Origin of the sequence: Streptomyces gilvosporeus (assembly GCF_002082195.1) — a bacterium.
Taxonomy (GTDB): Bacteria; Actinomycetota; Actinomycetes; order Streptomycetales; family Streptomycetaceae; genus Streptomyces; species Streptomyces gilvosporeus.
Window position 1 is genome coordinate 3,085,699 of the sequence record NZ_CP020569.1, and the last position, 12,917, is coordinate 3,098,615.

The window sequence follows — 12,917 nt, forward strand, 5'->3', positions numbered from 1 at the left end:
TTGCCCGTCACACCATGGCGGGCTTCCGCCCGTCACCCCACGGCGGGCGTTGTCATGCAGTCGTCCAAGAGAGCGCAGGCGAGCGAACACGTGCCGACGCATCCCCCCGTCGCATCCGGGGCCCTTCCCCACGGCCGCAGCCGTACCGACGCCGCACCCGACCTGGAGAAGCGGGCGTCGGACGAAGTCACCGTCGTCGATCCCGCCATGGTCAGACGCGCGGTGTCCGCGGCCGCCCTCGGTAATGCGATGGAGTGGTTCGACTTCGGCGTCTACAGCTATATCGCGGTCACCCTCGGTCATGTCTTCTTCCCGTCCGGGAACCCGACCGCGCAGCTGCTGTCGACCTTCGGCGCCTTCGCGGCGGCCTTCCTGGTGCGCCCCATCGGCGGCATGGTCTTCGGGCCGCTCGGCGACCGGATCGGCCGGCAGAAGGTCCTGGCCATCACCATGATCATGATGGCCGCGGGCACCTTCGCCATCGGCCTGATCCCCTCCTACGCCACCATCGGCGTCGGCGCGCCCATCCTCCTGCTGGTCGCGCGCCTGGTGCAGGGCTTCTCCACCGGTGGCGAGTACGGCGGCGCCTCCACCTTCATCGCCGAGTACGCGCCCGACAAGAAGCGCGGCTTCCTCGGCAGCTGGCTGGAATTCGGCACGCTGGCCGGATACGTCGGCGGCGCCGGCCTGGTGACCCTGATGACCGCGCTGCTGTCCACCCATGACCTCAACGCCTGGGGCTGGCGCATTCCGTTCCTGATCGCGGGCCCGATGGGCATCATCGGGCTCTACCTGCGGATGCGCCTGGAGGAGACCCCGGCCTTCGCGCAGCTGGAGAAGGAGGCGCGGACCAGGGAGAAGGAGCGCCGGGAGGCCGAGAAGCGCATCGGCGTCCGCGAGATGGTCTTCGGCCAGTGGCGGTCGATGCTGCTGTGCGTCGGACTGGTCCTGGTCTTCAACGTCACCGACTACATGCTGCTGTCGTACATGCCGAGCTATCTGACCTCGGAGCTGAAGTACGACGAGACGCACGGGCTGCTGGTCGTGCTCGGCGTGATGGTCGTGATGATGGTCGTGCAGCCGTTCGCGGGCAAGCTGTCCGACCGCTTCGGCCGCCGCCCGGTGATCGCCGCGGGCTGCGCCGGCTTCCTGGTGCTGTCCGTTCCGGCGCTGCTGCTGATCCGGCAGGGCTCGCTGGCCGCCATCGCGCTCGGCATGGCCGCGCTGGGGCTGCTGCTGGTGTGCTTCACGGCGGCGATGCCGTCCACGCTGCCCGCGCTCTTCCCCACCAAGGTGCGCTACGGCTCGCTGTCGATCGGCTTCAACATCTCCGTCTCGCTCTTCGGCGGTACGACGCCCCTGGTGGTCACCGCGCTGATCGGGGCGACCGGCAACAAGATGATGCCCGCCTACTACATGATGGCGGCGGCCGTGATCGGCGGGATCGCCGTCTGGCGGATGTCCGAGAGCGCCCGCCGGCCGCTGCCCGGCTCGCCGCCGGCCGTCGAGACCGAGGCCGAGGCCCGCGAACTCGTACGCGCCGCCCGCCGCACCGAGGTCCGTTCCGCGGCCTGACGGCTCCGGCCGACCACCGGGGAACCGCAGCCGCCCCTCGCCCGTCTGTGACGTCGTCGATCACCGCGATCGGCGACGTCACGGCTATCGGGGGACGAGATGGGCGCGGTACGAGGCTTCCGGCGGCGGCAGGCCCTGCTGGTGGTGCTGATGCTGCTGGCCGTACAGCTGGTGTGGCTGGCCAGACCCGCGTACGCCTGCGGCTGCGGGGCGATGGTGGTCGATCCGAAGACCACGCTGTCGGTGAACCGGGAGACCTCGGCGGTGCGCTGGGACGGGAAGACCGAGCAGATCGTGATGAGCCTGGCGGTGGCCGGCACCGCCCGGGACGCCGCCTGGATCATGCCGGTGCCGCACCGCGCCACGGTGAAGCTCGGCGACTCCGCGCTGTTCGACGAACTCGCCACGCTCACGGCCCCGGCCGACCGGAAGCGCTCCTACTTCTGGCCGCACAGCGGCGACTGGCCGTTCTCCTGGGGCGAGGGGGACAGCGCCGAGGCCCCGATGCCCGGCGGCGCCCGCCCCGGGGTCGGCGTCGTCGGTCGCCAGCGCCTGGGCCCGTTCGACGTGGCCCGGCTGACCGCCACCGACCCCGAGGCGCTGCGCGGCTGGCTACGCTCCCACGGCTTCACACTGCCGTCCGCACTGGCCGGTGCGCTGCGCCCGTACGTCGCGCAGCACTGGGAGTACGTCGCGGTGCGACTGGCCCCCGACGACAAGCGCGGCTATCCCGGCTATCTGACCGGCACCCTCGACCCACTGCACCTGTCCTTCGCCAGCAACCGGCTGGTGTATCCGATGCGCCTGTCCCGGCTCGCCAAAACCCCGCAGTCGCTGGGCCTGTACGTGTTCGCCCCGCACCGCATGGAGCCCCGCAGCGCCATCGGCGGCACGAAACCGCAGACCTTCTTCGCCGGCCGCATCACGCCCACCGGGGCCGTCCGCACCCTCACCGGCCCCGCCCCGACCTACCTGACCGCCCTCGACCAGCACTTCCCCTACCCGGAACGCATCACCGGCGACCACGAACTACGCCGCGCGCCGACCGACACGCCCTATCGGCGCGTCCATTACATCGACGTACTCCTGAAGCTGGGCGGCATCCCGGCCTGGCTCGTGGTGGTCGGCGTCGCGCTCGTCCTGCTCCATGCGACGGCCCTGGCACTCGCCCTGACGATCCGGCGACGGGCCCGGCGGCGCGGGGCGGCGGCGCACGAGTCGTCGGCGAGTCGGCGAGGTGACCGCTTGTCGGCGAGGTGACCGCCCGGGTGGGGCGCCGCGCCACCGCCGACCTGGTCGCCGCCCGATCGGCCGGGTACGGCACGATGGTGGGCATGAGCATCGTCAAGATCAAAGAGTCTGTCAAGGTACGCACATAGCCTCCCCAGCACACATGCCGCCAGTCCGCTGGGGCGCGGCATACCGTCGCATCATGGATTTCAATCTCACCGCGGAGGAGGAGGCGCTGGTCTTCCACATGGCCTCCCTCCTCTGCGCCAACCGCTCCCCCACAGACGACGACTTGGCGGGGGAGCTGGGCGACGAGGTCCGCCCTCTTCTCCAGTCCCTCCTATATAAGGGCTGGTTCGTCATCGACAAGGAGCGGGAGCTGACGTTGTCGGTGATCGCGTGGGCTGCGGTGTCCAGACGGAGGGATGTGGAGGGTCCTCAGTAGCTCTGTGCGTCGGCGAATCCCAGGTTCAAGCTGATCCGAGTCGCATCCTCTGGGGCGCTCGCAGACACCCCACAAGGGTCACTGAACCGCGACATCCGGAACTTCGATGCCCGAATACGCACGCCATCTGACTCTTGTCGTCTGGCGCTCGGAGAGCCGAGAATTGCACTCTGCTGCAATGAAGCTGACGGCTTCTCATGACGGGGGTAATGGAATTGAGGCTCAGGAAACGTACTGTGACGTCGGTGGCGGGTGTGGCGTTGGGCGTAGCAGTGCTGGCGGGCTGTGGCGGCCTCGACGGCAAGATCGGAAACTACGACAAAGTCACTGTCTGGCCGAGCGAAAACACGGTAGGTCAACAACCGACCGCTGAACTCACCACATTGGCGCCGGTAACAGTCGAGTGCTATACCGGCGGAATGTACAAGATCTCCTACGATGGCGGTTCAGGCTATATCGATGCGAGCACCTCAATCATGAGCGACAAGGGTGAAGTCTCTCCCAGCATGGTTTCTGGGTGCTAATTCATACCCTTGCCTGCCAGCCCCTCCGCCAAATCTAGATGGGGCTATGAGAATGACGGCGCAGAATCTCGGGGAAGATCGATTTGGAATCAGATGACGTGCGGCAGGAGCGTCATCACGCCGGCCCACAGGCCAAGTACGACCAGGCATGCGAAGACCGCCGCCATGGTCAGGCCAGCCGTTAGGGACTGCTCTTCTCGCTGCTGATTCTCCTGATCCTTCACGGCCTTTTCATGGGCCGCTGCATCGCATCCGGGGCATCCCTTGTGCTCTACGTCGTCCATCAGGACTCCTTAGGGCGAGTGCCGCACCTGGCGCACGGGACGGGGCAGGGTGGAACCTTCTCTCGCTGGGGCACTTTCAGGACGGCCGGCGTGTTGCCCACTATCGGGGGTCACGCGATGCCTCAGGGTGCACGGGTCCGCCGTTGTGCTCCGCCGTCGCTCTCACCGACGACCACCAGGTCCCGCGCGTGCCGGAACGGGACTCCGCGCCAGCCCTCGGCGTAGTGCGCCGCGCCCAGCTTCCTCAGCAGATCATTACCGGTGTGCTGCGCCTGGACCTCGTCCACCTTCTGCGTTGGGCACGCCTCAGGCCTTTCACTCGCCGGATTTCGCGACGTGCTCCACGAACGCGCCCCAGGCGCCAGGAGAGACGTCGATGATGGCGCCCGCCTGACGCTTACTGTCACGCACCTTGATTGCCTTTGGATCGCTATCAGCCACCTCAACACAGTTTTCGCTCTTTGTGTAGCTGCTGGTGTGCCAGTTCGGTTCAATCACGTCTTCACTCTCCTTGAGTTGGCATTCGGTCAAAGTGCTGGAAAGCAGCCCAGATCAGATCGCGGACTTCTCCGCCGTACACGGCCGACTGCTTGAGCAAGGCGAACGTCTTGGTATACGTCTCGATCTCTGCTGGCTGGGTCACGGTCAGCTCCGCGGAGTACGTCTCCACGAGTACAAGCCTGTTGTCGAACATGGAGAACGAGTTGCCCGGCCACACCTGCAAGGGGGCCGAGCGAGGGATGATCCCGAGGTTCACGCGGGCCAGGCGCATCAAGGTCAGCAGGCGATCGAGCTGGCCCTTCATCACCTCCGCTCCGCCGAAGTTGGAGTACAACGCCTGCTCCCCAAGGACCACGTCGAACTTGCGCTCCCCTCGGTAGAGATAGGTCTGCCGTTCGAGCCGCTTAGCGGTCGCCGCTTCGGCGTCATCCGGGATGTCGTACAGCCCAACAACCTGGTGGAAGGTGACCTCTGCGTACTCCGGCGTCTGGAAGGTGCCCCACACCACCGTGGGGTGCCAGATCCGAAAGTGCCTGGTCTTCTTGTACGTCTGAAGCCCTGACTGCTGGCGCTTCTCCGCACCCTCGGCGAGGACTCTCCGCCACTCCGCCCACAACTCCTCGATCTGGCGGACCGTAGCGATGAGTTCTGCGGTGACCTCATCCTGGTTGGTGGTCCTGCACCAGACCCGTATGTCGTCTTCGCTTACGTTCTGCTTGCCGTTCTCGATCCGAGAGACCTTGGACTCTTGCCAGCCTGTTGCGTGCGCGAATGCCCGGCCGCTCGTGAAGCCCGCATCCTTGCGGTATCCACGAAGCCGGGCACCCAACGCCGTTCGTGCTGCTTCTGCTTGGTTGCTCACTGGTGGGTCAGGGCTTGTACTCACGGTGTGGGGTGGACAGGGACCAGACCAGGTCGCGCACACGCACGCACTCAGCGACCAAGGCCGGGGCCTCAATGACCTCCGAGCCGAGCACGCGGCCGTCCTCGTCGAAGTGCCCGACCGCCAGAAGGCGATCGTCGTACAACCACCAGTCACTGCCTTGCAGCGGGAAGGTGATTCCCTCAGGAAGCTGGTGACGGGGAAGCCAGCGGATGTCCTCGCCGGCCTCGATGTTCATGTCCGTCAGGGAGTGCTCCCACGTGACGTACTGGGAGTGGGGCTCCGTGATTACCCGCACTCGCCGGACAGTCTTCGCTTCTTCCGTGACGCGCCGGATCATCCCGAACCACGGATCGAGCCACTTGTAGTCGTCGGGCTCGTTCCGCTTCCAGCGGGCGTAGGCGTCGTCCTCAGTGGGCGAGCCGTAGTCGTCCCTCAGCTCTAGGTGGAAAGCATCTCGCTCGAAGCTGTTGAACAACTCGTCACGCTGCGCGGGAGTGATCAGGTCCACGGTCTACCTCCAGCAGGGCCGTGATCGAGGACCGGGGGACCTCGATGCAGGTCTCATAGTCGGGCATTCGCATCTGGCTCAGGGCCTCGGGGTCGTGCATCTCCGGGCCCATGAGGATGACCGTCCCCTGCTCGGTGAGAATTTCGATCGGCTTCTCGAACCTCACGATCTCGCCGGACGTCAGGTCGTCCTTGGTCAGGTGCTCGAACAGCTCGGTCGGGACCTCGATCAGCGTCTGGCCTTCTGGTACCTCCCCGACCTGCATCAGCAGATCATTGGCCATGACCTTCCAGCCTTGGATCACGTAGGTGTTCTGGTCGCTCACGTACAGGGTGGGGCTGTCTCCCGGCGTGCTGTTCTTGCCAAGGAACCGTAGCTTCATGGGCACTCTCCCGTCCGCTTCCTTGCTCCAGATTGCGCGACACCACGATGTTCGGGGCGGCGTTCGACACAGGTCAAGCCAGTTCGCGCAAACTCGCGCAATCTCCTTGGAGGTTGGAGTTCCCCGGCCCTACGTTCATCAGCGATCCCGGACGACCGAGACGCCGCACAGTCGTGCGGAACCGCGAGGGGAGAAGCGTGGTGTCCACCGTGACCGAGAGACAGGCGCAGGACAGTCTTGAGCTGATCGACGTGGAGCTGATCGGGGACAGTACGGACTGCGTCCTCCGGATGCATCTCGGTGCCTCCAAGCGGAACGACATCGACGCCAAGACGCTGATAACGATCAGCCACCTGGAGATGTTGCTCGCCGAAGACTTGGGCGCCGACGACGATGACGCGGTGCGGGGCATGTACCGCCAGGCGTACCGGTTGCTCGAACTGGCGAATCGCCCGACCAGCGAGTCAACGACCTTTGCCGCGTTCTTCTACCTACGAGACGTCGCGAATCTGACTCGGCGCCTGCTCTGGATCTATGCGGGGAAGGCCGGGACTGATGTTCGGTGAGCCCGAAGGCCCAACAGGTCGCTTACGTGATCGCGCTCTTAGCGCTGATCGTCGCACTCGTGGTCGGCATCAAGGGAAGCGGCGACCGATCGGCTGGCGACAGTGGATCTTCCAGGGACTCATCATCGGGGCCACTGTCAGTGCCGGCCTGTACTACATAGCCCTGGCGAAATGAACTTCCGTCTCCGAGGTGCCCTGACCGACTGCTCCCCACGCACGGTGTCTACCCCTCGAAGGCGGAACAAGCCCCGCCCCGGCTCAGCCAATCCCCCGAGAAGGACAGGTCGGCCGGGGTGGGTCAGCAAGTGCACAGCAACCGAGCGGAGAACATCACTCTCCGCCAAGCAGATGCACAGGGAGGACTATCCCATGAGCAACCTCTACACGCTGCCCGTGAACGACGACTCGTTCAAGAACTACTGCGGCGGCAACCTCCAGAGCGAGCACGAGTCCTGCGTCGAGATCAGCGCTCTGGGCACCACCGGCTTCGCTCTGCGCGACTCGAAGCCGGAGGGCGCGGGCAAGGAACTGCGCTTCACCACCGTCGAGATGGACGACTTCGTGCGCGGCTACGCCGAGCAGCGCGGCATCTCCCTGTAGGGACTCAGCACAGCCCTCTTCGCCGGGTCGTCCTTCGTGGCGGCCCGGCCACCCCCACTGAAAGGCAAAGATGAGCTGGTCAGGTCACTGGCATGGGTACGGACCGTGGACAGGTCCGATGAAGGTGTACGGCCAGGAGGGAGGCCGCCGGCCTCCGCATCACAATGGCCCTCCCTCGATCACGGACCCCGAGGACAAGAAGCAGCAGGCCGTACTCGACCGGTACCGGGAGGCTGCCTCCGAGTTCCAGTCCGGCAACGTCCCGCCCACCATGACCGGCCACTGGCTCATGAAGAAGCACCTGGTCTCCGCTGACCGCACCTGGACTGACGCACGGGTTGCACTCTCCTGGTTGACCAAGCAGTACCAGGAGGCCCCTCCCTTCGTTCGGCAGGACGGTCTTGAGGCGTACTGCGGTCTCGACTGGAAGATCGAGTACGCGGAAGACGTACTGCCGCGCGGTGTCGATGTGACCTGGTGCTACTACCTGGCTTCCGAGAACTTGATCTCGTACTCCGTGGTGTGCTGCCCCAACCGCTTCCACCCGGAGATCGCCTGCCCGCTGCCCCCAGCGTGAGGAGTCGGCATCATGTCGTTGCGTCTCTTACTGCCCGACAACGGAGTTACCGATCTACTTCTGACGTGGCCTGACGAGCCCCACGTGTACGAGCGAGGGAAGACGGCGCTCGACGGGGCAGTCACTGCGGCCGGCCTCAAGGAGTGGTTGTTCACCGGGTGCGCACCGGTTGCTGAGGTCGCCGCGGTGAAGGCACCGCGGCCGTCCGTGAACCCGAAGCTCTACACGAATACCTATGGGCGCACGAATGGGGCCAAGCTGAAGGAGCTGTACGCCGACGGCTACACGCTGAGGCTCGGGAACCTTCAGCGGGTCATGCCGTTCATGGCACAGGTCTCGACGCAGATCCAGGAGGAGACCGGCTACTCGAACTACATCCATGCGTTCCTCACGCCTGGCGGACGGCAGGGTCTTCGCCACCACTGGGATCAGCAGATGGCGGTGATCGTTCAGCTGTCTGGGGTGAAGGTGTGGCAGATGTGGAAGCCGCCGGTCAAGGCTCCGATGCGTGAGTACAACGAGTCGTTCCGGGTTTGGCGGGACGACTACGTTCCGGGCTGGGAAGGGGCGGGCCCGGACCAGGAGATCGTTCTGAAGCCAGGCCAGTCGATGCTGTTGCCGCGTGGGTGGGTGCACAATCCGCTCGTCGCCGATCCGGACGAGCCCAGCGTCCACTTGACCTTCGCCATCCGGGAACGCACCCCCATGTGGTTGGCGGAGAAGCTGTTGGCCGGCGCGATCGAGGACCCCGCGTTCCGTCAGGTCGTCCGGCCGGGGCAGCTCACCGGGGCATCGCTGGTTCAGCAGCTTCTCGATGTGCGCGGCGAGCTGATCAACTATCTGAACCGTCTCAGCATCCCGACCGTGGCTGAACAGGTGCACGACGCTTCGCTGACCGAGCTGGAGTACAACACCTGAGGCAACGGCCCGCCGCACAACGAAAAGACCCCCAGCCGAGGTAGGTGGCTGGGGGTCAATCGGTACTGGCGCATCAGCGCACAGGCACCGTTCACTCGTCGGCATCAACCAGCAGCCACGGGACTTCTTCGCCGTCGAGGGCCGCTTCCAGCTCCAGGTCTTGACCCAGGTCCGTCATGGAGGCACCGGCCAGGGTTGCGTCCTCCAAGGTCATGAATCGCATACGCACGGGGGGATACCTCCGGTGGCGGCCCAACAGGCCAGTGTGTGGGTGTACTTGCTTGCGTTGCAGTCCCGGCAGGCGGCCACGACGTTGGCCGCCACGTCGCGGCCTCCCCGCGCCAAAGGGACGACGTGGTCCAGTTCCTCCGCCGCGCCGTCGCAGTAGGCACAGCCAGACCAGCGGGCCAGGATCTCCGCGCGGCTGTACGGCGCCGGGCGCGACCGACGGGCAACCTGGAGTGCCGGACGGGATGACGGCCTCCGGCGTCGGGTCATGCCGCCAGCTCCGCGCCCTCCAGCTCCAGCGCCTCGACGGCCCGACGGAGCCGGTCCAGGGCCCGCTTCAGGGTCTGGCGGGATGTGGCCACGGTGATGCCCAGAGCCTCCGCTATCGCCGCATGGTCCGGCACCGGAAGTCCGTCGCGGTCGTACCCGGCGTGCAAGTGCGGCTCCGGGTCGAAGCCGTAGACCATGCGGACGATGCGGTCCGCGTTGCCGTGAAGCGTCTCCAGGAGGGCATGCGCCAGGGCTGCCTTTCGCGCCCGGTCATGGCGGGCGACGTCGCGCGGTTCCACCAGGTCCTCCAGGACTCCGTACCGGTAGGGATCGGCCAGCGTGTCCCCGACCGTTCCGCGGCCCCCGGGGGTGGTCGCCTTATTTCCGCCCGGGTCGGCCGGGGCGTCCAGAGACTCTGTGCCTTCCAGGACCTGGCGGACCAGCAGTGACGTTTCTGCACTCAGTCGATGGCTGGAGCTGGGCAGGATGGTCGCCAGGTACTCCGCGGCTTCCATATCGCCGCCGACGACGCCCAGACATCTCTTAAAGGTGGCCACGGCGTCCGCCGAAATGGCCGGCCCTGAAGTCGTGTTGGCGTCGTCCTGGATGGCACCTTGGATGCGGGTGTGGGCGTAGGTGGAGAACTTCGCCCCGCCCTTGGGGTCGTAGCGGGCCAGAGCTTCGAGGGCGGCCACCCTGCCCTCCTGGCGGAGGTCGTCCAGCCGGTCTCCGTATCCGGCGGACAAGCCTGGAGTGTGCGCCATGCGCTTCTCCGCCAGGCGGTAGATCATCCCCTCCAGGCTTTCCAGTACCTGGGCGGTTGCCTCCGTGTCGCCGTTCTGGGCAGCACGAATCAGGGCAGGGCAAAGCATGGGGTGGTGCTCCTTGGAAAGGGGGCCCGGGTGACCGGCTCGGGGCGATGCACTGGGGGCCGTGACAGGCGGAAATCCGCACGCCTGTTCGAATCAATGGACAGAGAGATGCCCGGGTCGCAGCACTGACGTTCGAATGCGCGGGTAGGGGTGTGCGCTGGCGGTGCGCGGGCAGGGGGTATCGCCACGCGGCCCGTCAGCGGGCGCGTGTTGGCGGAGAGGGGGTTAGCTCAGAGCGAGCGAACTAGAAAGCCCCGCCCCGGCGTTGCATGCCGGAACGGGGCTTGTAAAAGGGGAAGTCCGTCCGGCTCAGATACTCAGGGACGGATTGGAGATGCCGACGGCCCGGGACAGGCGGGCAAGACGGGTAAGCGCGCAGGCGCGGTCGCGTGAAACGCGGGCAGCGCGGGCGTACCGGCGTCGCCGGATGGCGCGCGGCAGGTAGCGGGCGCGGTACCCGGTGGAGGGGCGGGTCACTGCGGAGAGCCGCAGAAAGAAGGCGCGCAGTGCGCTGCGGCGGCACCACAGGAAGAGGGCCACCAACTGGGGAGCGAAGCGCCCCTGACGTACTCGGGTCACACGTCGCCGAATGCAGGCAAAGGCGTGCGCGGACATGGGTGCGCGGCGTTCGATTTCGTGGAATGTCGGGTGCAGTGCAACAATCCCTGGTCGTAGTAAGCCGAGGTTTCCGCTCCCCTCGCCAAAGGTTGGGCGGACCTCGATAGCTGAACTCGGCTCCCTTGCAGGGGAGCTTTCCGGCGTCCAGGGGTTGCCGCCCCTGGGCGCCGGTTTCGTTACCGGCCGTGCTGGCCGGCCTGGCGGACGGTAGCAGCCGGTTTCAGTGGCCCATGGCCACGCCGCCATCAACGGGCACGACGGCACCCGTGATGTAGGCAGCATCATCACTCGCCAGGAAACGGGCCGTCGAAGCAATTTCCGCAGGTCGGGCGATACGCCCCAACGGGATCTGTCGGACGATTTCGGCTCGTCGGTCGTCGGTGAGCACGGCCGTCATGTCCGTCTCCGTCAGGCCGGGCGCGACGACGTTGGACGTGATCCCACGCGATCCCAACTCGCGGGCCAGAGAGCGCGCGAATCCGACCAACCCGGCCTTGCTCGCGGCATAGTTCGCCTGGCCCGCCTCACCAGCTAGACCCACCGCGGAGCCAATGAAGATCAGGCGCCCGCGCCTGGCGCGGAGCATGCCGCGCGAGGCGCGCTTTGCCACGCGATAGGCGCCCACCAGATTGGTGTCCAGAACGCTGGCGAAGTCCTCTTCGGACATGCGCAAGAGGAGGGTGTCCCGGGTTATCCCGGCGTTCGCCACCAGGACCTCCACAGGCCCCTGGTGTTCCTCAACTGCCTTGAAAGCAACGTCCACTTGTTCGGCGTCGGTCACGTCGCACGCCACTCCGAATGTGCCTTCTGGCGCCGCGCCGGATCGGGAGGTGACCGCCACACGGTCACCCTGTGCGGCGAATTGGCGGGCCACCTCGGCCCCGATTCCCCGGCTTCCACCGACGACCATGATCGACCTAGACAAAACGATCTCTCCTTACGGATGCCGTGCAGCTTGCCCGATCACCTTGCACGATCCTGGGCGGAACTCGCACTTCCCGCATGGAGCCACTAAGGGTTGCCTAACCACTGAAAACGATCTAAGGAATCCGTAAGACGCACATGTCCGATACGCCTGTTACGGTGTTTAGGTCATGCCGAACACCCATATCCCCCATCGCGCCCCCCGGGCACCTGAGCTGGAACTCGCCGATCTGCTCACCACGTGGCGAGAGCGCGTAGATCCGCGTCGCATCCACGGAGTCCGCTCAACCAATCGTCGGTCGCCAGGGCTTACCAAGGCCGAGGTGGCAAAGCTCACTGGGGTGAGTGCAAAGTGGATCGGGCTATTGGAAAACGGGCACGTTGCCAAATTTTCCGACCAATTTCTGGAACGGCTGGCACTGACACTCCGACTTGATGCCTCGGAGCGTTTGACTCTCTTCCTCCTGGGTTCAGGCAAGCCGCCTGTCCCCATGTCCATACCATCAGAGGATGCCGTGTCCGCAGTAGACAAGCCCTTGCGTGAATTCTTGGACGCGCAACTCCCCAACCCTGCCTACGTCTCTGACGTGGCGTGGAACATAGTGGCGCACAATCAACCACAAATTGATTGGTTCCCCTGGATACCCTACGAGCCGAATCTCATGCGCTGGGCCTTTCTCTACCCGGAGGCCCGCGAACAGCTTGTGAACTGGGCGGATGACTGGGCGAGGCCCTTTCTCGCTCAGATTCGCGTGGCACTCGCCAAAAACCCTGACGAACTAGGGCTCCTGAAACTCCGGGATGACATCCTGGAAGGCAACGAGGACGCAGCCCGCATCTGGGCTGACCATGAGGCGTTGGAGCACCCGGACGGTCACGTGCGCCGGTTCCGTCTTCCGTACCACGAAGGAGCGGTGGTGCCGGTTCGCATCATGGCCCTGGCCCCGCTCCGTGCACCGAACATGCGGGTCATCACCCTGGTTCCCACCACGGGCTGACGCAGACATAC

Annotated in this window: 20 protein-coding genes; 9 read left to right on the top strand and 11 right to left on the bottom strand. The window is 65.8% G+C overall.

The window, feature by feature from the left end; translation table 11 throughout:
- Nucleotides 1–90 precede the first annotated feature (90 nt).
- The 4 genes from proP (at nt 91) to B1H19_RS13555 (ending at nt 3,774) form a co-directional block, all read left to right on the top strand.
- Nucleotides 91–1,575 (top strand): glycine betaine/L-proline transporter ProP, encoded by a 1,485-nt coding sequence (proP, locus tag B1H19_RS13540; RefSeq protein ID WP_107425973.1) that lies wholly within the window; start codon nt 91–93, stop codon nt 1,573–1,575.
- 99 nt (nt 1,576–1,674) lie between these two features.
- On the top strand, nt 1,675–2,835 hold the full coding sequence (locus tag B1H19_RS13545) for a DUF2330 domain-containing protein (RefSeq protein ID WP_237289278.1): 1,161 nt from the start codon (nt 1,675–1,677) through the stop codon (nt 2,833–2,835).
- Nucleotides 2,836–3,007: 172 nt separating this feature from the next.
- The gene (locus B1H19_RS13550) at nt 3,008–3,250 is read left to right on the top strand and encodes a hypothetical protein (RefSeq protein WP_083109604.1); all 243 of its coding nucleotides are present in this window, start codon (nt 3,008–3,010) and stop codon (nt 3,248–3,250) included.
- A 236-nt stretch (nt 3,251–3,486) separates the two neighbouring features.
- Nucleotides 3,487–3,774, top strand: a complete 288-nt coding sequence (locus B1H19_RS13555; protein WP_203237147.1) for a hypothetical protein — start codon at nt 3,487–3,489, stop codon at nt 3,772–3,774.
- Between the two features lie 89 nt (nt 3,775–3,863).
- Here the strand turns inward: B1H19_RS13555 and B1H19_RS13560 are convergent, their stop codons facing one another.
- The 6 genes from B1H19_RS13560 to B1H19_RS13580 all read right to left on the bottom strand — a co-directional run bounded on the left by B1H19_RS13560 (nt 3,864) and on the right by B1H19_RS13580 (nt 6,335).
- Complete coding sequence (locus B1H19_RS13560; protein ID WP_083105003.1) at nt 3,864–4,058, bottom strand: hypothetical protein; 195 nt, start codon at nt 4,056–4,058, stop codon at nt 3,864–3,866.
- Nucleotides 4,059–4,180: 122 nt separating this feature from the next.
- Nucleotides 4,181–4,345, bottom strand: a complete 165-nt coding sequence (locus B1H19_RS39055) for a hypothetical protein (RefSeq protein ID WP_162500688.1) — start codon at nt 4,343–4,345, stop codon at nt 4,181–4,183.
- Nucleotides 4,346–4,373: 28 nt separating this feature from the next.
- Nucleotides 4,374–4,556, bottom strand: coding sequence for a DUF397 domain-containing protein (locus tag B1H19_RS13565; RefSeq protein ID WP_237289279.1), 183 nt, complete (start codon nt 4,554–4,556; stop codon nt 4,374–4,376).
- Between the two features lie 4 nt (nt 4,557–4,560).
- Nucleotides 4,561–5,421, bottom strand: coding sequence for a helix-turn-helix domain-containing protein (locus B1H19_RS13570; protein WP_083105004.1), 861 nt, complete (start codon nt 5,419–5,421; stop codon nt 4,561–4,563).
- Nucleotides 5,422–5,428: 7 nt separating this feature from the next.
- Entirely contained in the window at nt 5,429–5,953 is a 525-nt protein-coding gene (locus B1H19_RS13575) for a DUF6879 family protein (RefSeq protein ID WP_083105005.1), read from the bottom strand.
- The gene (locus tag B1H19_RS13580; RefSeq protein WP_083105006.1) at nt 5,925–6,335 is read right to left on the bottom strand and encodes a hypothetical protein; all 411 of its coding nucleotides are present in this window, start codon (nt 6,333–6,335) and stop codon (nt 5,925–5,927) included. The genes B1H19_RS13575 and B1H19_RS13580 overlap by 29 nt, the downstream gene beginning before the upstream one ends.
- A 200-nt stretch (nt 6,336–6,535) precedes the next feature.
- On the opposite strand from B1H19_RS13580, the gene B1H19_RS13585 reads away from it, so the two are divergent.
- From B1H19_RS13585 to B1H19_RS13600, 4 genes are all read left to right on the top strand, one after another.
- The gene (locus B1H19_RS13585) at nt 6,536–6,901 is read left to right on the top strand and encodes a hypothetical protein (RefSeq protein WP_083105007.1); all 366 of its coding nucleotides are present in this window, start codon (nt 6,536–6,538) and stop codon (nt 6,899–6,901) included.
- Between the two features lie 369 nt (nt 6,902–7,270).
- Nucleotides 7,271–7,501 (top strand): DUF397 domain-containing protein, encoded by a 231-nt coding sequence (locus tag B1H19_RS13590; RefSeq protein WP_083105008.1) that lies wholly within the window; start codon nt 7,271–7,273, stop codon nt 7,499–7,501.
- Nucleotides 7,502–7,619: 118 nt separating this feature from the next.
- Complete coding sequence (locus B1H19_RS13595; protein ID WP_237289280.1) at nt 7,620–8,078, top strand: hypothetical protein; 459 nt, start codon at nt 7,620–7,622, stop codon at nt 8,076–8,078.
- Between the two features lie 12 nt (nt 8,079–8,090).
- Entirely contained in the window at nt 8,091–8,996 is a 906-nt protein-coding gene (locus B1H19_RS13600) for a JmjC domain-containing protein (RefSeq protein ID WP_107425974.1), read from the top strand.
- A 91-nt stretch (nt 8,997–9,087) separates the two neighbouring features.
- Here the strand turns inward: B1H19_RS13600 and B1H19_RS38630 are convergent, their stop codons facing one another.
- The 5 genes from B1H19_RS38630 to fabG all read right to left on the bottom strand — a co-directional run bounded on the left by B1H19_RS38630 (nt 9,088) and on the right by fabG (nt 11,909).
- Nucleotides 9,088–9,225 carry a hypothetical protein gene (locus B1H19_RS38630; RefSeq protein WP_159028044.1) on the bottom strand — a complete coding sequence of 46 codons (138 nt, stop codon included), beginning with the start codon at nt 9,223–9,225 and terminating at the stop codon, nt 9,088–9,090.
- Nucleotides 9,207–9,494, bottom strand: a complete 288-nt coding sequence (locus B1H19_RS40795) for an HNH endonuclease (RefSeq protein ID WP_083105010.1) — start codon at nt 9,492–9,494, stop codon at nt 9,207–9,209. The genes B1H19_RS38630 and B1H19_RS40795 overlap by 19 nt, the downstream gene beginning before the upstream one ends.
- A complete protein-coding gene (locus B1H19_RS13610; RefSeq protein ID WP_083105011.1) occupies nt 9,491–10,366 on the bottom strand; it encodes a sigma-70 family RNA polymerase sigma factor in 876 nt (291 codons plus the stop codon). The genes B1H19_RS40795 and B1H19_RS13610 overlap by 4 nt, the downstream gene beginning before the upstream one ends.
- A 309-nt stretch (nt 10,367–10,675) precedes the next feature.
- Nucleotides 10,676–10,945: a hypothetical protein gene (locus B1H19_RS38635; protein WP_159028045.1), complete on the bottom strand. Its 270-nt coding sequence runs from the start codon at nt 10,943–10,945 to the stop codon at nt 10,676–10,678.
- Between the two features lie 259 nt (nt 10,946–11,204).
- Nucleotides 11,205–11,909 carry a 3-oxoacyl-ACP reductase FabG gene (gene fabG, locus B1H19_RS13615; RefSeq protein ID WP_159028046.1) on the bottom strand — a complete coding sequence of 235 codons (705 nt, stop codon included), beginning with the start codon at nt 11,907–11,909 and terminating at the stop codon, nt 11,205–11,207.
- A 169-nt stretch (nt 11,910–12,078) separates the two neighbouring features.
- On the opposite strand from fabG, the gene B1H19_RS13620 reads away from it, so the two are divergent.
- Nucleotides 12,079–12,906, top strand: coding sequence for a helix-turn-helix transcriptional regulator (locus B1H19_RS13620; RefSeq protein WP_083105012.1), 828 nt, complete (start codon nt 12,079–12,081; stop codon nt 12,904–12,906).
- The last annotated feature ends 11 nt before the right edge of the window (nt 12,907–12,917 follow it).